The organism is Chitinophaga niabensis, from assembly GCF_039545795.1.
Lineage (GTDB): Bacteria > Bacteroidota > Bacteroidia > Chitinophagales > Chitinophagaceae > Chitinophaga > Chitinophaga niabensis_B.
Map to the genome: position 1 here is coordinate 7,074,298 of NZ_CP154260.1, position 21,602 is coordinate 7,095,899.

Genomic DNA, 21,602 nt, shown 5'->3' on the forward strand with positions numbered 1-21,602 from the left:
CGCTGCAATATGCCCGCGAAGTTTAAAAGTCGATAACCTTCCGGTAAGCTTTTTTAGGCTGCAGGTTTTCATCGAATAACAGTGGATAGTTCTTCCGGCCCTTTACCGGAAAATTATCCAGCCAGCTCGAACGATCTGAGAGGTTCCAGAAAGTAACGCCGCTGATTACGTCACGATATTTCCTGAATGTATCGAAAAGCATGGCATATTGCTGTTCCTGCAGCTGCTCCTGTTCTGGTGTGAAATTGTGATGCTCCGGCATTTTATCGTTGGAGAAAACGGATACGTCCAGCTCAGTGATCTGTATTTTTATGCCAAGCGATGCATATTGATCGATCGTGGACGCCAGCAATTCCCTGGAAGGATTTTTGATGGACCAGTGGCCTTGCAGGCCTATGGCATGAACTGGGATGTTTGCATCGCGCAGCTTTTTAAGCAGGCGATATATCTTTTCTCTTTTTGCCGGGCTTTCTGTATTATAATCATTGTAGAATAGTACCGCATCCGGGTCAGCTTCATGCGCATACAGAAATGCCTGAGCAATAAAGTCTTCCCCGCAGATCTGGTGCCACAGGGAGTTGCGGAGAAACTCGTTGTGGTTGTCTGATACGGCTTCATTTACTACGTCCCAAGCATATATTTTACCTTTATAACGGCCCACAACATTATGGATGTGTTTGCGCAATCTGTGCAACAAGGTATCTTTGCTTACCATTTTGCCTTCGGAATCATAAAACATCCATTTCGGAGCCTGATTATGCCAGCAGAGGGTATGCCCCCTGACCTTCAAACCGTTTTCCGTTGCAAAATGAACGATTGCATCAGCGCCAGACCAGTTGTACCGATCTTCCTGCGGATGTATGGGCTCCATTTTCATCACGTTTTCGGCCGTTAGGCTATTGAAATGCCTGCGTATGAAAGCACTCGTGGCCGAGTCCTGTAGATGGCGTGGTGTGATAGCTACACCAACCGGGAAGTAATTTTTGTAATAGTCTTTGAGCCCTTTATCGGCATGCTGTGCGTTTGTTACAACAGATGTAAATAGGAGTAAAACTGAAACGAGCAAGGTTTTTGATCTTATCATAATTCTAAAATACAAACCCAGACAATTTTCCGCAATAGTATTTCGATTTTGGGGCTATTCTGCGCTGTTCGCAAACTTTGCCAAACGGACAGAGGGATAATAAAAAAGGTTGTCCTTTTTAGAACAACCTTTCCCTGGTACCGCGTACGGGAATCGAACCCGTCATTCCTCCGTGAAAGGGAGGCGTCTTAACCGCTTGACCAACGCGGCATTTGCCGTTTTTGGGATGGCAAAGGTAAGAGAAATCTTTATAAATCCAAAAATATTTGAAATAACTCGGAAGCTTAGGAAAGGATGGCTACTTCCCGGTTCTTATTACCCCAGTCGGACATCATGTTTAGCATAGGTTCTGTAGAATACCCCAGCTCGGTTAACTCATATTCCACCTTTGGCGGAACTTCAGGATAGATGATCCTTTTCACCAGGCCAAATTCTTCCAGTTCTCTTAACTGTGCTACCAGCATTCGTTCAGAAACCCCATCAATGGCTTTGCGTAATTCATTATACCGCATTTTGCCTTTCAGCAGGCAATACAGGATATTAGGTTTCCAGCGGCCGCCGATCACGGAAAGGGCATAAGCCATTCCACAATTCCTGATCAGTGCAGCCTCATTCTGTGCATTGGTAGACTCTTCCTTCCGCATACTTACTTTTTTGTTAGTACTTAACAATTTTAGCTGTACCTGCAAATTTAATCATTCCATTTTACTTTTGGGGTATGAAAAATTTAGCCAACAAAACAGCCCTGGTAACAGGAGGAAGCCGCGGTATTGGTGCGGCCATAGCAAAAAGACTTGCCCGTGAGGGAGCCAATGTAGCCATTACCTATCAGGCTTCTGCAGAAAAAGCAACCGCCCTGGTGAAAGAAATAGAACAACTGGGAGTGAAAAGTATCGCCATTCAGGCAGACAGTGCAGATCCCCTGGCAGTGAAAAAAGCAGTGGACCAGACTGCTAAGGAATTGGGAGGTTTGGATATCCTGGTAAATAATGCAGGGATTGCAGCTTACAAAGATGTGTCTGAAATGACGATCGAGGATTTTGACCTGATCACTGCCGTGAACATCCGTGCTGTATTTGCCGGATCTCATGCTGCCCTGCCTTATCTGAAAAAAGGTGGAAGGATCATCAATATCGGCAGTTGCCAGGCGGAAAGGATGCCCACCCCCGGTGGCACTTTATATGCAATGAGTAAAAGTGCATTGATCGGCCTCACAAAAGGTATGGCGCGAGACCTGGGTAAAAAAGGCATTACGGTGAATGCTGTTCATCCCGGACCGATCGATACAGATATGAATCCGGCCAATGGCCCACATGCTGATTTTCAACGCTCTCTGATGGCACTTTCAGCGTTTGGTACTGCGGATGATATTGCAGGTATGGTTTCGTATCTCGCTGGTCCTGAGAGTAGTTATGTAACCGGTGCCGGTTTTGTAATAGACGGAGGGACTAATATTTAACAATATATATAGGTTTTCAATCAGCTATATATTGCTTTTATGAGGATATTTTCGCTAGTTTTACAGAAAGGGTAAATATTATTTAAGGATGATGAAACTCATTCGTCATTTTGATCATACCTACCTTCTGTTACAATTATGGCCAAAGTATCATTCAACAACAAGAACGCGCTTTTTTTTCCTTCGTTAAAAGCGTCTGTGGAAGAGTATTTCCAAACCAACAATCTGAAGAAAACAGGTAATTTCCAGCTCTATCTTAAAACGATTGTGCTGTTGCCTGCAGCAGTTTTGCTCTATGTCAGCCTGCTGGTATTTCCTTTTCATGCTGCAGCGGGGATAGCGCTGAGTGCACTGCTTGGCTTTGTATTAGCCTGCATCGGGTTTAACGTGATGCACGATGCCTGCCATGGAAGTTATTCTACCAAAGGCTGGGTGAACGATACGCTGGGGCTTACTTTAAATGCACTGGGCGGTAACGCCTTTATCTGGAAACAGAAACATAACATTATCCATCACACTTACACAAATGTGGATGGTATAGATGACGATATTGCAAAAAGCCCGATCATGCGCCAGTGCAGTACCCAAACATGGGTGCCGATGCACAGGATCCAGCATATTTATGTAGTGCTGGTATATGGCATCTCTTCTTTTGCATGGGTGTTTATCATGGATTTTGTAAAGTACCTGAGCCGTAAAGTATATAAAACGCCATTGCAGAACATGAAGGCGAGCGACCATCTTGTATTCTGGGGTAGCAAAGTATTATACGTGGTATTTTACATCGCATTGCCTATCTGGGTGGTAGGTGTTCAGTCCTGGCTGATCGGATTTATTTCCATGCACCTTGTAATGGGCTTTACGCTGGCTATCGTATTCCAATTGGCACACGTGGTAGAAGAAACCACATTTGAAGTAGTTGGAGAAGATGATATGGTGATAGAAAACGAATGGGCTATTCATCAGATCAAAACCACTGCGAATTTTGCACCGGAAGATAAAGTGGTATCATGGTTTGTAGGTGGCCTGAATTACCAGGTAGAGCATCACCTGTTTCCTAGGATCAGCCATGTGCATTATCCTGCACTGAGCAAGATCGTTGAAGCAAAGTGTAAAGAATTTGGTTTGCAGTATAATTCTATGCCTACTATGATGAGTGCAGTAAGATCGCATTTCCGGTTTATGCGTATGCTGGGGATGAAACCAGTAGCCGCTACAGCATAAGAATATTGTATAAAAATATTAAAGCCCCCCGATACAATTGGAGTGCCCCCAAAAAGTTAGACACTATTGGGGGCATTTTTATGAGTAGACAACAAAAGTATAGTTTGGCCTATAAGCTTGATGCGGTCAGGCAGGTGGTCGCAGGTAGATCATCAGTACGCCAAAAGGCAGATCTGCTGCAGATCAATATTGATATGCTACGCAGGTGGGTCAGCTACTACCGGGCATTCGGCACAGCCGGGCTTGAGCGGCAGAACAACCGTTACCCTGCTTCTTTTAAAATGGAGGTGATAAGGACTTATTTGCAGGAAAGCTTATCTTTAAAAGCAACCTGCCTACGTTTCCATATTCCTTGTACGGCTGTACTGAGCAGATGGCTTCGTATATACGAACAGGAAGGTAATGTAGGGTTAAAGCAGGAGAAAAGAGGTAAACGTAAGTCTATGGCACCGAAGAAGCCTGCAACAAAAGGCGCAAAAGTTAAAACAAGGGAACAGGAACTGGAAGAAGAGCTTGCTTATCTTCGGCTTGAAAATCAATACCTAAAAAAGCTTCAGGCCTTAATTCAAAAGAAACAGGAGGAGAAAGCCAAAGAGAAAAAGCGCTCATAGTGCTTGAATTAAGGCAAAAAGGGAATTTAGCGCAACTACTGCATATAGCCTCCATGGCCCGCAGTTCTTTCTACTATTACATCAACCACAAGCCCGTTGCAGACCGGTATGAGGTTATAAAATGCCGGATTGTCCAACTCTATCAACGTCATAAAGGGCTTTTGGGCTACCGGCGGATACTGCTGGCCTTACGCTCAAAAGGACTTAAGATCAATCACAAAACGGTACTAAAGCTCATGCAACAGCTCCGGCTTAAAAGCGTGATCCGACGGAAGAAATACCGGTCATACAAAGGGGAAGTAGGGAAAACTACGCCGAATTTGCTGCAGCGGAAGTTTAAAGCAGACCGGCCTATGCAAAAATTGGCTACCGACATTACCGAGTTCAAAGTAAAAGATCAGAAACTATATCTTTCCCCGGTAATCGACCTGTTTAATGGTGAGATCATTAGCTATAAGCTATCTGAGCGTCCTAACTTCGAGCAAATAACACAGATGTTAAAAGGCACTATCAGGCGGCTTACCAGCGATCTTAAACCCATTCTGCATTCTGATCAGGGATGGCAATACCAAATGAAACAATACCAGCAAATATTGCTGGAAAACAACATCTCTCCCAGCATGTCCAGGAAAGGTAATTGCCTGGACAATGCCATCATTGAGAACTTTTTCGGCACAATCAAAGCAGAAATGTTTTACCTGAAAAAGTATCAATCCATCCAGGAGTTAGCCAGTGACATCAAAGAATACATTCATTATTACAATCATACCAGGATTAGAATTAACCTAAAAGGAAAGAGCCCGGTACAATACCGAGCTCAATACTTAAAAAATTAAAAAAGTCCAACTATTGGGGGCTAGTCCAAATCGGGGGGCTTTTTTTTGTACGATGACTATTTACAATGTAAAACGTTATTCTTCCAGTAGAACTGCACCAGGCCAAGGCTGTTCAACTGGTCCAGGAAGTTTTGCAGGGGACGGTGCCGGTATAACTTACCACGCAGCCGCATATTACCAGCTTCCGGGTTATCAATCACCAGGTCTACATCATACCAGCGGCTCATCATTTCTCCTATCTCGCGGATAGAAGCATCCCTGAAGTAATGTTCGCCCTGGCGCCATGCAAGGGTGGTTTGCTGGTCAAAATCACGCATCACCAGTGGTTCGCCGGTAGCTACCACCACTTCTTTACCCGGATCCAGGAGCAGTTTGCCGGAGCCAGACTGAACGGCCACTTTACCCTGTACCAGTGAAGTGATCACTTGTGTGGCCCTGTAAGCATTCACGTTGAAGGAAGTACCTAATACCTGGATATCTGCCTGCCCTGCATGTACAATAAAAGGGCGGGCAGCGTCCTGTTTCACGGTGAAGTAGGCTTCCCCTTCTATGAACACTTCCCTTTGATTACCCGGGAATTTAAAAGGAAAACGGATCTTGGAAGTGCTGTTCAGCCATACCTGGGTACCGTCTGACAGTACTACCTGGTAGTCCAGCGTAGGAGGAACAGTAAGCGTGTTCCAGCCGGTGGCGCCTTCATTATCCTGTACGTCAAATTTCAGGACGCGGTTATTATTCTGAACATTGGTATTCTGCAGGTTGATGTTCTGCTGGCCGGAATCGCTCATGGTGATCACCTGTCCGTTTGCCAGTTGCAGGGTAGCGGAGCCTTCTGCTGCCTGGGCTATTTGCTGTGGCTGCAGGTTAGCTTTTTTACCGGGCATCCAGATATAGGCGCCTACAGCCACTGCTGCCAGCAATGCAGCGGCAGAAACCCAGCGGGTACGATTGCGCCGCCTGGCCCTTTGGGCATTATATCGTTCATAAACATTATCCAGGCCGGCCCGGAGGTTCACATTTTCCAGGTATTCACGTGCATCATCTGCCGGAACCTGCTGAACTTCTTCGCGGATCTTCCTTGCTTCCTCACTGGTGGCCAGTATGCCGTCCAATTCAAGCTGTTCCTCTTCGGAAATGATCCCGAAGTGTTCCTTTATGATTAATTCCCGTATGTACAGTTCATTCTCCATGCTGCTTATAAGATTCCATTTACCAAATATCAGGGTGAATTTAAGTGTAATATATTTCCGCTTATCCCTATTTTAGTCTTCATTAACGGGCATTTAACGTTCAAATTTGTTTTTTTGATAAAAATTGCGACTTGATGAGACTATCAAAGCATACATCTTTGTCTAAATAACAGCACAACAATATCAACCAACTTCTCTGTACAGCACGCATACTGCTTTATTAACCAGACGTACTATTTTAAACCATATGGACGACAAATGCATCATAGCAGAAATGAAAAAAGGTAATACGGCCGCTTTCAATCACTTGTATGACAAATACTATAAGCCGCTATTTGCCTTTGCCTATACAAAAATGGGAAATATTCAGGATGCTGAAGATATTGTGCAGGAGCGTTTCCTGGTACTACTCACCAATGAAGGCATCTGGGCACGTATCACAGATCTGCGTCCTTACCTTTACAGGATGGTGAACAATGCCTGCCTCCATGAACTTTCTGCACATGAGTCCAAATCAAAGAAAGAACAACTATATGGCCAGTATCTCGTTGCCGGTCATGAAAACGAACTTCCGGAGGTGCTCCGGCAAATGAATGAAGAGTCCCGCAGCCGTGTTATGACACCATTACTATCCAACCTGGGCCGCCAATGCAGAAGAGCGCTGGAACTCGTTTATATGGAAGATAAATCCTATGTAGAAGCAGGGAAGATCATGGGCGTTTCCAAAGAAAGTATCAAAACACATCTTAGTATAGGGAAAAGCTATTTCAGGAAAAGAATAGATACCCTTATTAATCTCGCGGCACTGGTTTGCCTCGTTCGCTTATGGTAGATCATGCATATTCACCTCACGTTAATTTTCCCGGCATTAACAAAAACACCTTCCCCCTAACTTTCAATTTGATCATCTTATAATCAATAGAGTTTTGATTTAGATTTATTATGGTTAATAAAGAGTAGCGCCGGATTATTCCTGGTCTGGCTTACCTTTTGATTAAACGGTTTGGTAGCCCTCAAATATCCGGTATGCATGAGTACATCGAGAAGTAAGATCAGGCATCTGACCTATAAAAAATACGAGAACATAACATTATACTACTTTCAGTCAACAACCTGGAAGCAACCCGAAGTAAAGGAAACGCTTGTGAAAAAGCCAATACAAAAAACGCAGCCTCTAATGTTCCTGTGTTAATATTTTGTATCAGTCTTTTATTAATACTGGCTGTTTTATCAGCCATTTTTTTAATCAGATTGAATTAACCTGAACCCGTATGCACACCTTACAACAGATCATTTTAGAAAAAGTATGCCCCGGCATATTGATCAGTACCAAAGAACAAATGCCTATTCTGCTGGAAGAGGTCAGAGCGCAGAAACTGGCCATTACAGCCAATTTAAAAGAACTTTCTGATGACGACAGTAAGAAAGAACATATCACAAAGGATGTGCAGGAATGCCAGTTTCAAATGATCCTCTGGCTGGAGATACTGCATAAATACCAACAACATTCGGATGATTCGCTGATTGCTTTTTATCTGGAGCTGGAAGGGATGCTGCATGGTATCTTAATGGGCCTGGAACAGCATTTCTCCGAATATCTCGCCATTGATTACCAGTTACCGCAAAGTTATGTGGTGATCGTTAGCCGCCAGATGGAAGAACGTATTGCAGATATGAAAGCGTTCCTGCGTAAACGTAATGTAGAAGAACCTTTACTGGATATCATGTTCAGTCCTATGCTGAACCATAGAGGAAATCTTTCTTTCAGAATGGTGATGTACTACAGGAGATTACTGTTCCTGCTGAATGATCACGGCAGCTTATCCAATGAAGAATACATTGATCAGCTGCATTACATCCTGTACGAATACAATTTCAACTCACCGGAGTACTTTATTTACTGTACAAACCTGATGCGCAAAAAATTAAAAGGATTCCATACTATCCGCGAAAAAAGAGCCTGCCTTAACTGGCATGAAAAAGAACTGAAGGGCCTGCCGGAGAGAGACATTGTATTAAGTGAGATGCAATCTTCTATCAGAACACGGATGCTCAACTGGCTGAAAGATGAGAAGCAATATGTACAATCATTGCAGTCCACTCCACAGTCGCAGGTCCGATAGAAATTTTTCATGAAGATTATTATCTTTAATGCTTTATCAACAAGGAAGTAATCTACATGAAAAAATCATTATTGCTAATACTGGTATGCATTTTCGCAAGCCGGGTGGTGGTTGCACAGGAGCAGAGTTGCCCGGTGATCCCTATGCCAGACCAAGCCACTTTTGCCCAGGATCATTTCTTATTGCAGGATAATACCCCTATCATCGCCAATGACCCTGCATTACAGGGCACTGCACATTCCCTTCAAAAATTATTACTGCGTTACACAGGTGTTCGCACTGCCATTCAGGATAAGAGTGAGCAGCCTGCCATTATTTTTCAGCTGGAGAAAGTAAGCAATCTGGAAGGGTATAACCTGCAGATGAGTAAAAAGGCGGTTGTGATCAGTGCAGGAAATGAAACCGGTCTTTTTTACGGTGCGATCTCTTTTTTACAGCTCGCAAGGAAGTTTCCCGGTAAACCCATTCCCTGCTGGAATATCAAGGATGCACCGCTGTACAAGTGGAGAGGTTTTATGTTGGATGAATCCCGCCAGTTCTTCGGAAAAGAAGAAGTGAAAAAGATCCTGGATGAAATGGCTTTCTATAAACTGAACCGTTTCCACTGGCATCTTACAGATCAGCCGGGCTGGAGGATAGAGATCAAACAATATCCCCGTCTTGCCCTTGTGGGCGGCATCGGTAATTACCACGATTCCATTGCGCCTGCTCAATATTATACCCAGCAGGATGTAGCAGAGATTGTTGCTTATGCGGCTGCACTGCACATTTCCGTTATTCCTGAAATTGATATGCCGGGCCATGCAACTGCCGCTAACAGGGCTTATCCGCAATTCAGTGGCGGTGGCTCTGTAAAACATCCTGAATTCACGTTCAATCCCGGAAAGGAGGAAACATACCAGTACCTCAGTAATATCCTGAAGGAAGTGGATGTGCTCTTTCCTTCCCAGATGATCCATATTGGTGGTGATGAAGTAAGTTTTGGAAACGAGAAATGGAAAACAGATCCCGCTGTGCAGGACCTGATGAAACGCCAGAAATTGAACTCCCTCCTGGATGTAGAGCATTATTTCCTTAAAAGGATGGCCGATACGGTTGTGAAGCTAAACAACAGCATCCTGGGCTGGGATGAAGTAACTGCTTCTGCTTTGCCTCCCGGTAAAACCATCGTTTTCTGGTGGCGCCATGAAAAAAAGGATGAACTAAAGAATGCTTTGGAGAAAGGATATAAAGTAGTGCTTTGCCCGCGCCTTCCTTTCTATTTTGATTTTGTGCAGGATAGTGCCGCTACGGTTGGCCGCAGATGGCCGGGTAACCAGTTCAATGAACTGAAAAGCGTGTATGATTTTTCCCTGAATAGTTTACCCGATAACGTTAACAGGAACAGCCCGCTGATAGAAGGTATACAGGCTAATCTCTGGACGGAAACAATTGCTTCCAGGGAGCGGATGTATTACCTTACTTTCCCCAGGTTGATTGCATTGGCAGAAGCTGCATGGACCCAACCGGCTAAGAAGGATTTTGTACAATTTCAAAAGCGGCTTAAAACAGCACTACCCTTGCTGAAAGCCCGGGGAATCTATTATTTTGAGAATTCTAAGCTAACACCGGAACCAGTAAAATAAGTAAAGCCCCGATCGTACGATCGGGGCTTTTTTAATACCTGAATTGTAATATCTTCGGATACTTAACAAAATCTGCTTCATGAAATACGCAATACCGGTGGCCCTGCTCTTCACTGCAGCTGCCTGTAATCAACCTCCTGCAACCCAGGCAGCCCAGGACTCTGCTGTAAATGTAAAAGACAGGCATACTTTGTCCAATGCGGACAGTATCAGCGTGCAACACCTGGACCTGGATATTGCCGTGAACTTTGATAAACACCTGATCAGCGGCAGCGCTGCCTGGACGATCGAGAATAAAGCCAAGGCTGACACACTACACCTGGACACGGATGGATTAACGATTGACAGTGTTACGGTAGACGGAAAGAAAGTAACACATAGCCTTGATGCTGTATTACCTAACCTGGGCAGCAGGTTGAACATTCCTGTGGAAGCGGCTTCGCACCAGGTGGTGATCTGGTATGGCACAAGCAGTAAAGCAACAGCCCTGCAATGGCTGGAACCTTCACAAACACTGGGTAAAAAACAACCCTTCCTTTATACACAATCTGAATCCATTTATGCCCGCACCTGGATCCCCTGTGCAGACGGGCCCGGTATCCGTTTTACTTACAATGCCCGCGTGACGGTACCTAAAGGCCTGATGGCTTTAATGAGTGCAGAGAACGCACAGCAGAAGAATGATAGCGGTGTATATCATTTTAAGATGGAACAACCCGTGCCTGCCTACCTGATGGCACTGGCAGTAGGGGATATTGGCTTTAAGTCCATCGACCAACGGACAGGTGTATACGCAGAACCGGCTATGCTGGAAAAAGCGCATTACGAATTTGCTGAAGTGGGTAAGATGGTGACTACGGCAGAATCTTTGTACGGCCCATACAGATGGGGGCGTTATGATGTACTGGTATTACCTCCCGGTTTCCCGCTGGGGGGTATGGAAAACCCACGCCTCACTTTCTGTACACCTACCATCATAGCAGGAGACCGTTCACTGGTAAGCCTCATTGCACACGAACTCGCGCATAGCTGGAGTGGCAACCTGGTGACCAATGCCACCTGGGAAGATTTCTGGCTCAATGAAGGCTTCACTGTTTACTTTGAACGCCGCATTATGGAAGCCATGATGGGAGCGGATTATGCGGATATGTTATGGGAACTGGGTTACCAGGACCTGGAAGAAACTGTGAATGAACTGGGTAAGAACAGCAGGGATACCTGGTTAAAACTGGACCTTACCAACCGCAACCCGGATGATGGTTTAACGGATATCGCCTATGAGAAGGGTGCACACTTCCTGCGACTGGCAGAAGAAACTACCGGCCGTACCAGGCTGGATTCTTTCCTGCGCAATTACTTCGATACCCATGCATTTAAAACCATGCACACGGCACAGTTCCTGCAATATTTAAATGAGCACCTCCTGAAAGGAGATACGGCTTTAGCTAATAAGATCAATATCGATGCCTGGGTATATGGACCTGGCATACCTGCTAACTGCCCGCGTGTACCGCAGAAACGTTTTGAAAAGGTAGATGCTGAACGCAAACACTTCCTGGAAGGAGCGCCGGTAGCAACGGAAGGCTGGACTTCTCACGAATGGCTGCACTTCCTGCGTAAAATGCCTAAACCTTTAACAGTAGCACAGATGGAGCAGCTGGATAAAGCATATCATTTTACCCAAACGGGCAATAGTGAGGTGGCGGACCTTTGGTTCATTATGTCCGTAGCGGCGGATTACACACCTGCATTCAGGAATATGGAAACCTTCCTGAGTACGGTGGGGCGCCGTAAATTCCTGACGCCTTTATATACAGAGATGATGAAAACGCCGAAAGGGCAGGAGATGGCGAAGAGGATCTATTCAAAATACAAACAGAATTACCATCCTATAGCACAGGAAACACTAAACAAACTGATCAAATAATCTCAAAGGCCCCGATCATATCGGGGCCTTTTTTATTTCTTCAATCCGGCGATCAGGTTGATGGTAAGCGCTACTACAAAGGTGTTCAGGATAAAAGACAAAAGGGCGTGAACAAGGGACATCCGCCTGATAATGCGGGATTCTATCTGTACATCAGATACCTGGAAGGTCATGCCGATCACAAAAGAGAAGTAAGCAAAATCCAGGTAGTCCGGTTTTTTCTCTTTAGGGAAATTAAGTCCTTCTGCATGTTTTGTATTATCGCCGATGGCATCATCATAATATAAATGCGCGTAGTGTACAGTGAAGGTGGTATGTACCATTGCCCAGGAAAGTAACATCCCTCCAACGGCTACGGGTATATAAAGCGCTTTGGCTGTATTACTGGTATCTTCTGAGAGCATCAGCAGCAATACCGTGAACATGCTGGAAAAGGCGGCGATCAATATGATCAGGAATACGTACAACATGCTGCCATCATCTTCCCTGGCCACTTTCCTGATCTGTTCCGGCGGGCGGTAGAAAAAGACCGTCCAGCTGATAATGATGTAAGTAAGGGCAAACACATCCCAAAGCAGGGTGTATAATAACAGGGGATTCAGTTCAGCATTCCTGACAAAAAAGAAGGTGAGCAGCGCCAGCCCAAGGCTTATCAATATCTTGTACGTGGGGTGCGTGAAGATCAGCAGGTCAGTGATGCGGGTTTTAGTCATACTTAAAGTTAAAAAAAACAGCTGTCTCTGCAAAGAGAGACAGCTGTGCTAAGTTAAAATGGCGTGATAGAACCTATGCTTTTTGCAGTTTCTTGAGTGTGGTCAGCGGAATACCGTTCTGAGCCTTTATGATGGTCCATTGGGTTTTGCTTTCCAGGGTGATCACGTAAGTATTTTCTCCTTCAACATTGTATTCAACAATAGTTCTGATATTTTGATCAGGGAAATGTTTGATCAGCTTATTGATCACATTTACCGGTAACTCTGTATCTGTAATATAACGGGAGGTAGCGAGCAATTCACCTGCTTTATTGAAGTGTGCAGTTACCTTGGAGTTTTTCAGATTGAATTTGGCAATAGTGCTTTCTTCTGAATGATACCATGCAACATCGGAAGCACCTGCGAATTCCCTCTTGAAAGTATTCATGGCTTTTTTGTTTTCAGTAACGTTGTCATTACTTGCAAAAGCTGCACCTGCGGTGAACATGATAGCGAGGATAGTGATGATCTTTTTCATAATATTTTGTTTTTAGAGTTTTAAATTTTGTGTTGTTGTTGATGATGTAAAAGTAATCCGCGATGAAGGGGGCAACAAGCTAATAGTTAGGAATGGTTCCATCACGAAGGGGTGTTGAAATGCTTTGAATGCCTTACTGGTAAAGGTTTGTGAGGGATTGGAAAAGTGATGGGGATGTTATGTTGTTACGGACGGTTGGTTATGCTAAAAACGGGATTTTCGAAATCGGACACGTATTCTCAAAAGCGGACAAAAAAGGGGTAGTTGAGGGCTGAAAATGGGTGTATTTAAGGGGAGAGTGGGAAAAGGCATTCTCAAAAGCGGACACTTATTTGCAAAAATGAACGAAAAAGAGGCTTTTTTAGCATTATAAGTCCTTCAGCATCCAGTTATCACAGCTAAAATGCCCTGTATTCCCCATAGGGCCGTCCAGGTAAATGAAGCCAAGGTGTTCATATAACTTCCGGGCCTTTTCCAGTGCAGGCATTGTTTCAAGGTAACATTGGGTATAGCCGTTCTCACGGGCAAAATCAAGGCATTGGGCAATCAGGGTGCGGGCAATACCTTTCCCCCTGGTAGCAGGTAGCAGGTACATTTTCTGCAATTCACAAACATGATCCGGGCCTCCGTCCAATGGATGGATCCCTGCGCCTCCCGCAATCACACCATCTACCAGGGCTACAAAGTAAATAGCGCGTGGTTTGGCAAACACGACAGACAAGTGATCAGTAGCTGCATCCGCGAATGCAGTACCGGGTTTATTGGCACCGAATTCTGTGAGCGTACTTCTAACGATATGTGCAATGGTAGCATCGTCTTCCGGCTGAATGGGTCTGATGGTAATCATGCCGGCAAATTACATTATTTACCGAACACATCTTTCAGGGCACGTTTGGCAGCATGATAACCACACATGCCATGTACACCGCCACCGGGAGGAGTAGAAGAGGAACATATATAAAGGCCTTTGGCGGATGTCCGGTAAGGAGAGGAACGTAAGGCAGGCCGGGTGAAAAGCTGGGCAAGGTCCATGATCCCGCCATTGATGTCTCCGCCGATGTAATTGGCATTATAGGCTTCCATATCTGCGGTGTTCATCACATGTTTGGATAAGATGGTATCCCTGAAGCCGGGAGCATAACGCTCTACCTGGTTTTCGATAATGCTCGTCATGTCTTTAGTAGAGCCATTAGGCACATGGCAATAAGCCCAGGCTACCTGTTTGCCTGAGGGAGCGCGGGAAGTATCAAAGCGGCTTTGTTGTGCCAGCAGTACAAATGGTTTCTCTGCATGTTGACCATTGGAAGATTGCTGTTCAGATAATCTGATCTCTTCCAGGGTACTGCCCAGGTGTACCGTGCCGGCCTCTCTGCATTCGGGAGCTGTAAAAGGAATAGGCTGATCCAGCGCCCAGTCTATTTTAAATACACCCATACCGTAGCGGTATTTTTCCAGCTGCCATTTATAAATGGAAGAGAAGCGGTGCCCTGCAATCTGCAGGAGTTGTTTGGGAGTTACATCAAACAATATAGTATGGGAAGAAGGTAGCTGATCTAAAGAACGTATGTATTGGTCCACTTCAATCCTGCCGCCGATGGACAGGAAATAGGAGGCCAGTGCATTGGCGATGGATTGTGCCCCTCCTTTTGGAATGGGCCATCCCTGCCGGTGCCCTGCGATCATTAAAGCCAGTGCAATGGCGGAAGTGGAAGTATTGGTTAAAGGTTGTATGGCATGTGCTGCCATGCCTGCCCATAGGCCCCGGGCTTTTTGTGTTTTGAAACGTTGGGCCAGGTAGGTGGCGGAGGTTAATGCTTTCAGGCCAAAACGGGCCATGGCAAATGGATGTTTAGGGAAATGAAGCGGACCTAATGCATCGTCTGCTATCAGCGGCCAGTCTTTCACCAGTGGGCTGATCAGTTGCTTATAGCTTTGTGCATCCTCACCCAGCAAGCGCGCAGTGTCTTCAATAGAATGCTTTAATACTGCGGCTGTTCCATCATCAAAAGGATGGGCAGCATCAACAGGCGAATGTATGAATTGTAATCCGTGATCTTTCAGGGGAAGGGCGGAGAAGAATGGAGAGCTGAGCGCCATGGGATGGATGGCGGAACAAACATCATGTACAAAACCCGGCAGGGTCAGCTCTTTGGAGCGTAAACCGCCGCCGATGGTGCTTTTCGCTTCTATCAGCAGAACGGCCAGGCCGGCCTGTTGTAAAGTAATAGCAGCAGCAAGCCCATTTGGTCCTGCGCCTACAACAATTGCGTCATAATCCCTTTTCTCCATACTATTTCCATTTTTCAGGTTTGAATAATACCTGTCCGTCTCTTTTTATGATCCAGGCCGTTACGGGGTTGAGGTGATAACCTCCCATATCGTTACCCCTTGCGGTTACGAGTTGTTTTAAAGTAGGCTGGCTGTATCCTGTTTCATCTACAGCCCTGCTCATGATCGCTGTTTCACTGCCATCCCATTGCCAAAGATACCGGAAAGCTACATGTGCTTTATCCAGTACCGGCTCCTGTAATTTTGCAGGGTACCAGTTCTTTCCGGCATCTGTACTGATCTCCACGGTTGTTATTTTACCGCGGCCGCTCCAGGCAATTCCTCTTATCTCTACCCATCCTTTTTCCAGTTGTACCGGGTAGGCGGGGAAGGTAATGATGGAACGGGCGTCCATATCAAAACTGAACTGGCGGATCTTGCCATCTTTGATCTCTTCTGTGTATTTGGATGTTTCTTCACGGGTCATAAACGGCTGGTCTGACAACTCTATGCGCCTGAGCCATTTCACATTGGTGTTCCCTTCCCAGCCAGGCAGGAACAACCTTGCAGGATATCCCTGCTGCGGGCGGAGGGCTTCTCCATTCTGGCCGTAAGCGATCATGGCATCGTCCCAGCCTTTCTTTACAGGAATGCTGCGCGTCATCACAGCGGCATCCGATCCTTCTGCCAGAAACCAGGTGGCTTTTGGATGTATACCTACTTCCCGGAAAAGGGTGGAAAGCATTACGCCCGTCCATTCACTCTGGCTGGTCAAACCACAGATTTCCTGGGGCGTCATTTTCTCTTTCCCCGATCTGAAGTTACCGGAACATTCCAGAAAAGCAATGCGTGATACAGAAGGAAATCTTTTCAGGTCTGCCAGTGTAAAGATCATGGGTTTGTCCACCATGCCATGGATCAATAATTCATAGCGATGCGGATCAATGGCAGGTACCCCTCCGTGATGCCGTTCAAAATGAAGGTCTGAAGGCGTGATGGTGCCGAAGAGGTCCTGCAGCGGTGTGCGGGAAGAAGTATCTGAAGTGATCTTCAGCGGCTTCTCAAAAGGAGAGCGTGTACCTATTTCTCCGGGAGGCGGTCCGAGTGTTTTTGTAGGGTCGGCAGTTTGTACGGGCACCAATTGCCCGGAAGCTATTTTCATAAAGGCCAGCGAAGCTGCTGCTGCGGCTCCTGCTAACAGTGTACGGCGTTTGATCTTCTTTTCTTCCATGTGTGCTTACTTTACCTCCGGCCCGCCCTGCCTGTCGTCATCCACAAAATGTTTACGTGCAGGCATTACGATAGCAGGCAGGCTGCGTTTATTCATCTCCGTAGTGGAATCAATGATCTTGTTGGCATGCAATAAAAAAGCGGTAATGCTGTATACTTCATTATCCGTTAAAGAGCCAGGCAGGTTATACGGCATGGCCCTGCGCGTATAATCGAACAGGGTAGTGGCATAGGGCCAGTAATTGCCGATGGTTTTTGCTTTGGTGGTATCATCTATAGCACCTACCAGTATGTTGTAGGGACCTTCAGTACCTGTTTTGCCATGGCAGATTGCACATTTTGCAGCATAGATCTCCCTGCCCCTGCCAACAGTGCCGCTGCCCTCAGGTAAACCAGTTCCATCCGGCCGGACATCTATATCCCATGCTTTGATCTCTGAGGCAGTAGCTGCTCTGCCTAAATTAAAACGTACAGGTTGCTTACATGCCAGCAATGCAAAAACGATCAATAAGTATCTCAATATTTTCCGGCTTTTAAACTGCTTTCAGAGAGCGCATATTTCCTTTGCACTTTATCCAGCACCACATAAATGGAATCTTTGTTTTCATTGATACCATGCAGGATGATCCTGTTGCCATCCTTCGTATCGTATTGCAGGATCATGCGGTTCCTTTTCTCGTTGTTCTTTGCAGTGGCAAACTCTCTGTTCCTGCGGGTGGAAGCGGCACGCGGATCTATCCTGTTCACTTCATCCTGCCATATTTCCTTGGGGATCCAGTTATCCGGTAATGCAGCAGTAGCAGCAAGACTGCTATCTGTTTTCAGGTTCCGGGCTGTTCCGCCATCTCCGCCAACACCTGCTGCGCGGTTCCTGCGTTCAGGGTTTGCTTTGAATTTATCCTGGAGGTATAATACATGGTTCTTTGGATCTGCATAGTAATGGAAAACCCTTTGCCCTCCACCTACACCAGCCACTTCAAATGTTCTGTTAAGGTCTCTTTGCGGATCACCACCACCGTTAGAGAGGTCCAGGAATACCGGGCGGTTCACACGGAAAGTGAAAGTGGTCCAGTCTTCAAAGGTGGCTTCCTGCCAGCGCACAGAATCCAGGGGAGAATAAGGGATCACCTGGTTATTGAGCCGGAATTCCGTTACGGTATAATTGCCACGCAATTCTTTTTCTCCTGCAACGGATGGTTGTTTGTAGGGGTCATACAGGAAGTTGATCAATTGCAGGTAGAAGAACCAGCCGAGGAAAACAAAGAGGGTTGCTGCTTTGATCCCAAAGCGGGTGTACTTTTTCCATCCGGAAAAGTCAGGGTAGAAGTTAACGGGAACGGTGTAACGTTCCAGGATGAGCAGGTTGTATAATTTGGGCAGGTCATTTACCAGCAGGAAGGCAGCCAGTAATACAAAGTAACTGCTGTATACATGTACACCACCGTCATATGCAAAGTTCACATACACAATATCTCCCAGTGCTGCGAATAACAGGATGGCACCGAGTGTGGTGGTTTTTCTGAAGAGTAATAAGGAACCTGCGGTTATTTCAACAACACCGGCAAAGATCTGGTACCAGGGCACAATGCCAACAGACAGCCAGTATATTTTCTGTGCGGTGAGATCGCCAAAGTTGGTGTTGAGGATACCGAGAGAAGGGTAGGGCATTTGTACCGGCAGTAATTTGGTGAAACCGAAACCGATGATACCTATGCCTGCCCTGTAACGTACGATCGCTCTTAACCAGTAGTACATTACATTATATTCTTCCCGTTCTGTTTTCCGCCATTGCACAATAGCCGTCCAGAGGAATCCGCCGGCTATGGCAATGATGGCAGTGGTGATCCAGTTGGCATAACCCAGGAGATTGCTGCCAAAGATGCTGTCGCCAAATAAGTTGATGCCGGAACCAAAGCGGGCGATGTCATAAAGATCGCGGTAATGCAGATGCGTCCAGTCTATATTCAGTACCAGTTTATACCATTCTGTACTGTTAGGTATGCAGATGGCAATGAAGAATATAAATGCTATCCGGAAGAGCACTTTGTGCCATGGTTTCCAGGCATCCACCGGGTTTGGTGCAGTGGTAGTACGGGCATCCTGTTGAAGGACAGTTTCAATAACTGACATAGTAATAGATTTATAGTTTGATAGATTTTCTGCGGCCTTCGCGGGCCACTTCTTCCAGCAACCATTTTTTAGGGATCTTGTCCAGCACTACATAAAGTGAATCATTGCTGAGCAGTAGTTTTGAATCATTCAGCCTGCTGTAATGCAATACCAGTTGTTCTCCCTTATAGTGTTTGTTTTTATTATGAAGTGTGAGTACCTGTTTGAGCGTGTCCACATCATAACTGTAATAGTGCCTGCCTGCCGTGCCTTCCAGTTCATAGGTCCTGTCGTTTTCCACAGCGGATACTCTTTCTGTATTGTTGGAATCAATGATCACGGGGCGGTTGGAACGAATGCTGATGGTGGCCCATTTTTCAAACACCACATCCTGCCAGCGAACGGGATCTGTTTTGGAATAGGGCAGCGTATCCTGGTTCCTGCTGAACTGTGTAACATTGTAGATGCCTTCAGCACCTGCTAAACCAGCGGTGCTGGGGAACTGGTAGGTTTGACTCATGGAGAGCTTAAAGGCATAAGCGAGTACAAAGAAAAAGATCACGAACGATTTCAAGGCTAACCTGCCATAACGCTGCCAGTTCTTAGTAAGCGTTACATGGAAGCGGTTGGGGAAAGCAGGTTTTTGCAGGATGAGCAGCTGCACCAAACGTTTAAGATCGAAGCTGAGCACAAAGAGCGCCAATGTGATCAGGTATAAACTGTATACCTGTTCGCCACCTTCATAAGCGATGTTGGATACGAACACATTTCCTGTAAAGATCAATACAATGAAGGCGCCTACGCTCGCGGTTCTCCTGTATAATAGTAAACCGCCTGTAATGATCTCCACCAGGCCCAGGAAAGACTGGTAGTCCGGTACAATGCCAAGGCTCAGTGAGAATAACTTCCACCTTGTATAATCACCGTAGTAGGTATTCAGGTTACTGAGTGAAGGATATGGCGCCTGCAGCGGATAGAATTTAAGAAAGCCATAGGCAAATAATGCAATGGCCAGCCGGTATCTTACGGCTACACGGATCCAGTAATAAAGGCGATCATAAGAGATGCGTTTATCGCGGTCTGTGTAAGTCCAGATAGCGGCGCCAACCAGCGCCACTATGGCTATGATCCACCCCAATCGGGGGTAGTAATGTGCTATGTTGAAAATATCTCCATAGTGGAGCTGCGTCCAGTTGATGGAAGAAAAGTACGTAGGGTCTAATGGTACAACCTGCAGCAGGAAGTAAATGAAGAAGAACCGAAAGAAGATCTTCTCCCGGTTGTTCCACTCCACGGCGGGAGTTGTGTGATGTAATTCAGGCATATACAAAAACTTTTACTGTTTAATAACCATCGTTGGGTTCAAGGGCAGGATCTATCGTTAATTCATTGGCCGGAATGGGCAGCACATACCGTTTGGGATCTGTAAGGTTCAGTACAGTTCCTGCTCTGCCGGTTCTGATGAGATCATACCAGCGGTGTGGTTCAAAAACAAATTCCACCCTCCTTTCATTTTCAATGGCCAGCAACAGATCTGCTTTCGTAGCTGCCGTGCTGGGAATAAGTCCGGCCCTGTCGCGCACGGCATCCAGGTCTTGTTTGGCCTCAATGGTTTTTTCCAGGTTGGCGCGTGCTTCTGCCCTGATCAGGTATAATTCTGCAATGCGGATAAGGTATGCAGGATCTGTGGCAGGACTGCGATAGTATAGATTGGCGTACCAGAGTCCAGCTGAGGTTTTGGCTAACAGCGTACTCCTTGTACCGCCAATGAGCGGGTCGTTTAATAAAGCTATCACGGCACTGTTAGGAGCAATCTGGCGTGTACCGCCATTAGCAGGAGGCTGCCATTGATTCCTGTGCGCACTGGTGTAAGTAGCGCTGTAGGACAATTCAAATACCGATTCTTTTGTGGCCACTGCACTGGCTGGTGCAAAGAAAGAATTGAAAGGTTTCAGCAACTGGTAATTAGTGGTATTGCTGATCACTTTTGCAGCATAACTTTCCGCCAGTGCCCATTCTTTCTGATAGAGATGAAAACGTGCGCGTAAAGCCCACACCGTTTCTCTGTTCACTCTAACGGGGTTCTGCACTGTAGGCAATGCTACCAAAGGTTCTGCTGCTTCCAGGTCTGCCAGTACCTGTGCATAGGTTTGTGCCAGTGTGCTGCGTTTGATCCCTTTTTTATCAGCCGCGGAAGTGGTTGGTGTGAGTACGATCTGTACGCCACCCCATGTACGGGCAAGATCGAAATAAGCCAGTGCACGGATAAAGCGTGCTTCACCGATCATTTGATCACGTTCTGCAACGGTAAGTGTTGCATCCTTTAGTTCAGGTACTTTCGCGATCACGTTGTTGGCTTTATTAATGGTGGCATAAATGGCTACCCATACAGCCGCAACGGTGGCGTTATCTGCTTTTACTTTGTGGTCAATGAATTGCTGCACAATAGATTGTGAACCCGTCCATTGAATATTATCGCCGGAAAGGTAACCGACAGACTGAAAGGAATTACCATAGTAACCATCAGATGCCAGGCCTCTGTATACACCGCGTAAAGCAGCCTGTGCAGAAGCTTTGTCAACAATGGCTACATCATCCGGGATAGAATCCTTGGGTTTTACTTCCAGGAATTTGTTGCAGGAAGTGAGTGTTACGAACAGGAGTATATATTGTAGTGTTTTCATGG

Annotated in this window: 20 protein-coding genes and 1 tRNA gene; 8 read left to right on the top strand and 13 right to left on the bottom strand. The window is 45.9% G+C overall.

The annotated features are described in order from the left end of the window. Window positions 1-22: 22 nt before the first annotated feature. The 3 genes from AAHN97_RS28465 to AAHN97_RS28475 form a co-directional block, all read right to left on the bottom strand. Window positions 23-1,084 carry an endo-1,4-beta-xylanase gene (locus AAHN97_RS28465; RefSeq protein ID WP_343305458.1) on the bottom strand — a complete coding sequence of 354 codons (1,062 nt, stop codon included), beginning with the start codon at window positions 1,082-1,084 and terminating at the stop codon, window positions 23-25. Between the two features lie 135 nt (window positions 1,085-1,219). Then, a tRNA-Glu gene (locus tag AAHN97_RS28470) sits at window positions 1,220-1,294 on the bottom strand. Window positions 1,295-1,368: 74 nt separating this feature from the next. Then, a complete protein-coding gene (locus tag AAHN97_RS28475; protein WP_343305459.1) occupies window positions 1,369-1,728 on the bottom strand; it encodes a winged helix-turn-helix transcriptional regulator in 360 nt (119 codons plus the stop codon). Window positions 1,729-1,802: 74 nt separating this feature from the next. On the opposite strand from AAHN97_RS28475, the gene AAHN97_RS28480 reads away from it, so the two are divergent. The 4 genes from AAHN97_RS28480 to AAHN97_RS28495 all read left to right on the top strand — a co-directional run bounded on the left by AAHN97_RS28480 (window position 1,803) and on the right by AAHN97_RS28495 (window position 5,214). Then, the gene (locus AAHN97_RS28480; protein ID WP_343305460.1) at window positions 1,803-2,543 is read left to right on the top strand and encodes an SDR family NAD(P)-dependent oxidoreductase; all 741 of its coding nucleotides are present in this window, start codon (window positions 1,803-1,805) and stop codon (window positions 2,541-2,543) included. Between the two features lie 138 nt (window positions 2,544-2,681). Continuing rightward, complete coding sequence (locus AAHN97_RS28485; protein WP_343305461.1) at window positions 2,682-3,767, top strand: fatty acid desaturase family protein; 1,086 nt, start codon at window positions 2,682-2,684, stop codon at window positions 3,765-3,767. Window positions 3,768-3,772: 5 nt separating this feature from the next. Further along, the gene (locus AAHN97_RS28490) at window positions 3,773-4,378 is read left to right on the top strand and encodes a helix-turn-helix domain-containing protein (RefSeq protein ID WP_343305462.1); all 606 of its coding nucleotides are present in this window, start codon (window positions 3,773-3,775) and stop codon (window positions 4,376-4,378) included. Next, a complete protein-coding gene (locus AAHN97_RS28495) occupies window positions 4,306-5,214 on the top strand; it encodes an IS3 family transposase (protein ID WP_343308271.1) in 909 nt (302 codons plus the stop codon). The genes AAHN97_RS28490 and AAHN97_RS28495 overlap by 73 nt, the downstream gene beginning before the upstream one ends. Before the next feature lie 56 nt (window positions 5,215-5,270). Here AAHN97_RS28495 and AAHN97_RS28500 read toward each other — a convergent pair whose 3' ends face one another. Then, a complete protein-coding gene (locus AAHN97_RS28500; protein ID WP_343305463.1) occupies window positions 5,271-6,404 on the bottom strand; it encodes a FecR family protein in 1,134 nt (377 codons plus the stop codon). Between the two features lie 247 nt (window positions 6,405-6,651). On the opposite strand from AAHN97_RS28500, the gene AAHN97_RS28505 reads away from it, so the two are divergent. The 4 genes from AAHN97_RS28505 to AAHN97_RS28520 all read left to right on the top strand — a co-directional run bounded on the left by AAHN97_RS28505 (window position 6,652) and on the right by AAHN97_RS28520 (window position 12,079). Then, window positions 6,652-7,236 (top strand): RNA polymerase sigma factor, encoded by a 585-nt coding sequence (locus AAHN97_RS28505; RefSeq protein WP_343305464.1) that lies wholly within the window; start codon window positions 6,652-6,654, stop codon window positions 7,234-7,236. 439 nt (window positions 7,237-7,675) lie between these two features. Next, a complete protein-coding gene (locus AAHN97_RS28510; RefSeq protein WP_343305465.1) occupies window positions 7,676-8,527 on the top strand; it encodes a hypothetical protein in 852 nt (283 codons plus the stop codon). Between the two features lie 56 nt (window positions 8,528-8,583). Beyond that, entirely contained in the window at window positions 8,584-10,152 is a 1,569-nt protein-coding gene (locus AAHN97_RS28515; RefSeq protein ID WP_343305466.1) for a beta-N-acetylhexosaminidase, read from the top strand. Window positions 10,153-10,231: 79 nt separating this feature from the next. Next, window positions 10,232-12,079, top strand: coding sequence for a M1 family metallopeptidase (locus AAHN97_RS28520; protein ID WP_343305467.1), 1,848 nt, complete (start codon window positions 10,232-10,234; stop codon window positions 12,077-12,079). Window positions 12,080-12,111: 32 nt separating this feature from the next. Here AAHN97_RS28520 and AAHN97_RS28525 read toward each other — a convergent pair whose 3' ends face one another. The 9 genes from AAHN97_RS28525 to AAHN97_RS28565 all read right to left on the bottom strand — a co-directional run bounded on the left by AAHN97_RS28525 (window position 12,112) and on the right by AAHN97_RS28565 (window position 21,600). Continuing rightward, on the bottom strand, window positions 12,112-12,792 hold the full coding sequence (locus AAHN97_RS28525; RefSeq protein WP_343305468.1) for a DUF1345 domain-containing protein: 681 nt from the start codon (window positions 12,790-12,792) through the stop codon (window positions 12,112-12,114). A 73-nt stretch (window positions 12,793-12,865) separates the two neighbouring features. Further along, complete coding sequence (locus tag AAHN97_RS28530; protein WP_343305469.1) at window positions 12,866-13,309, bottom strand: hypothetical protein; 444 nt, start codon at window positions 13,307-13,309, stop codon at window positions 12,866-12,868. A gap of 367 nt (window positions 13,310-13,676) precedes the next feature. Beyond that, window positions 13,677-14,156 carry a GNAT family N-acetyltransferase gene (locus AAHN97_RS28535; RefSeq protein WP_343305470.1) on the bottom strand — a complete coding sequence of 160 codons (480 nt, stop codon included), beginning with the start codon at window positions 14,154-14,156 and terminating at the stop codon, window positions 13,677-13,679. A 14-nt stretch (window positions 14,157-14,170) separates the two neighbouring features. Continuing rightward, a complete protein-coding gene (locus AAHN97_RS28540; RefSeq protein ID WP_343305471.1) occupies window positions 14,171-15,598 on the bottom strand; it encodes a phytoene desaturase family protein in 1,428 nt (475 codons plus the stop codon). 1 nt (window position 15,599) lies between these two features. Beyond that, a complete protein-coding gene (soxC, locus tag AAHN97_RS28545) occupies window positions 15,600-16,808 on the bottom strand; it encodes a sulfite dehydrogenase (RefSeq protein WP_343305472.1) in 1,209 nt (402 codons plus the stop codon). Between the two features lie 6 nt (window positions 16,809-16,814). Next, entirely contained in the window at window positions 16,815-17,327 is a 513-nt protein-coding gene (locus AAHN97_RS28550) for a c-type cytochrome (protein ID WP_343305473.1), read from the bottom strand. Beyond that, on the bottom strand, window positions 17,324-18,937 hold the full coding sequence (locus AAHN97_RS28555; RefSeq protein ID WP_343305474.1) for a hypothetical protein: 1,614 nt from the start codon (window positions 18,935-18,937) through the stop codon (window positions 17,324-17,326). Before AAHN97_RS28555 ends, AAHN97_RS28550 begins: the two co-directional genes overlap by 4 nt. A gap of 10 nt (window positions 18,938-18,947) precedes the next feature. Next, window positions 18,948-20,240, bottom strand: a complete 1,293-nt coding sequence (locus AAHN97_RS28560) for a DoxX family protein (RefSeq protein ID WP_343305475.1) — start codon at window positions 20,238-20,240, stop codon at window positions 18,948-18,950. A 19-nt stretch (window positions 20,241-20,259) separates the two neighbouring features. Next, window positions 20,260-21,600 (bottom strand): RagB/SusD family nutrient uptake outer membrane protein, encoded by a 1,341-nt coding sequence (locus AAHN97_RS28565; protein WP_343305476.1) that lies wholly within the window; start codon window positions 21,598-21,600, stop codon window positions 20,260-20,262. Between the last annotated feature and the right edge of the window lie 2 nt (window positions 21,601-21,602).

Coding starts and splice junctions, on each gene's coding strand:
- AAHN97_RS28465 (WP_343305458.1), bottom strand. CDS start 1,084: ATGATAAGATCAAAAACCTTGCTCGTTTCAGTTTTACTCCTATTTACA.
- AAHN97_RS28475 (WP_343305459.1), bottom strand. CDS start 1,728: ATGCGGAAGGAAGAGTCTACCAATGCACAGAATGAGGCTGCACTGATC.
- AAHN97_RS28480 (WP_343305460.1), top strand. CDS start 1,803: ATGAAAAATTTAGCCAACAAAACAGCCCTGGTAACAGGAGGAAGCCGC.
- AAHN97_RS28485 (WP_343305461.1), top strand. CDS start 2,682: ATGGCCAAAGTATCATTCAACAACAAGAACGCGCTTTTTTTTCCTTCG.
- AAHN97_RS28500 (WP_343305463.1), bottom strand. CDS start 6,404: ATGGAGAATGAACTGTACATACGGGAATTAATCATAAAGGAACACTTC.
- AAHN97_RS28505 (WP_343305464.1), top strand. CDS start 6,652: ATGGACGACAAATGCATCATAGCAGAAATGAAAAAAGGTAATACGGCC.
- AAHN97_RS28510 (WP_343305465.1), top strand. CDS start 7,676: ATGCACACCTTACAACAGATCATTTTAGAAAAAGTATGCCCCGGCATA.
- AAHN97_RS28515 (WP_343305466.1), top strand. CDS start 8,584: ATGAAAAAATCATTATTGCTAATACTGGTATGCATTTTCGCAAGCCGG.
- AAHN97_RS28520 (WP_343305467.1), top strand. CDS start 10,232: ATGAAATACGCAATACCGGTGGCCCTGCTCTTCACTGCAGCTGCCTGT.
- AAHN97_RS28525 (WP_343305468.1), bottom strand. CDS start 12,792: ATGACTAAAACCCGCATCACTGACCTGCTGATCTTCACGCACCCCACG.
- AAHN97_RS28530 (WP_343305469.1), bottom strand. CDS start 13,309: ATGAAAAAGATCATCACTATCCTCGCTATCATGTTCACCGCAGGTGCA.
- AAHN97_RS28535 (WP_343305470.1), bottom strand. CDS start 14,156: ATGATTACCATCAGACCCATTCAGCCGGAAGACGATGCTACCATTGCA.
- AAHN97_RS28540 (WP_343305471.1), bottom strand. CDS start 15,598: ATGGAGAAAAGGGATTATGACGCAATTGTTGTAGGCGCAGGACCAAAT.
- soxC (WP_343305472.1), bottom strand. CDS start 16,808: ATGGAAGAAAAGAAGATCAAACGCCGTACACTGTTAGCAGGAGCCGCA.
- AAHN97_RS28555 (WP_343305474.1), bottom strand. CDS start 18,937: ATGTCAGTTATTGAAACTGTCCTTCAACAGGATGCCCGTACTACCACT.
- AAHN97_RS28560 (WP_343305475.1), bottom strand. CDS start 20,240: ATGCCTGAATTACATCACACAACTCCCGCCGTGGAGTGGAACAACCGG.
- AAHN97_RS28565 (WP_343305476.1), bottom strand. CDS start 21,600: ATGAAAACACTACAATATATACTCCTGTTCGTAACACTCACTTCCTGC.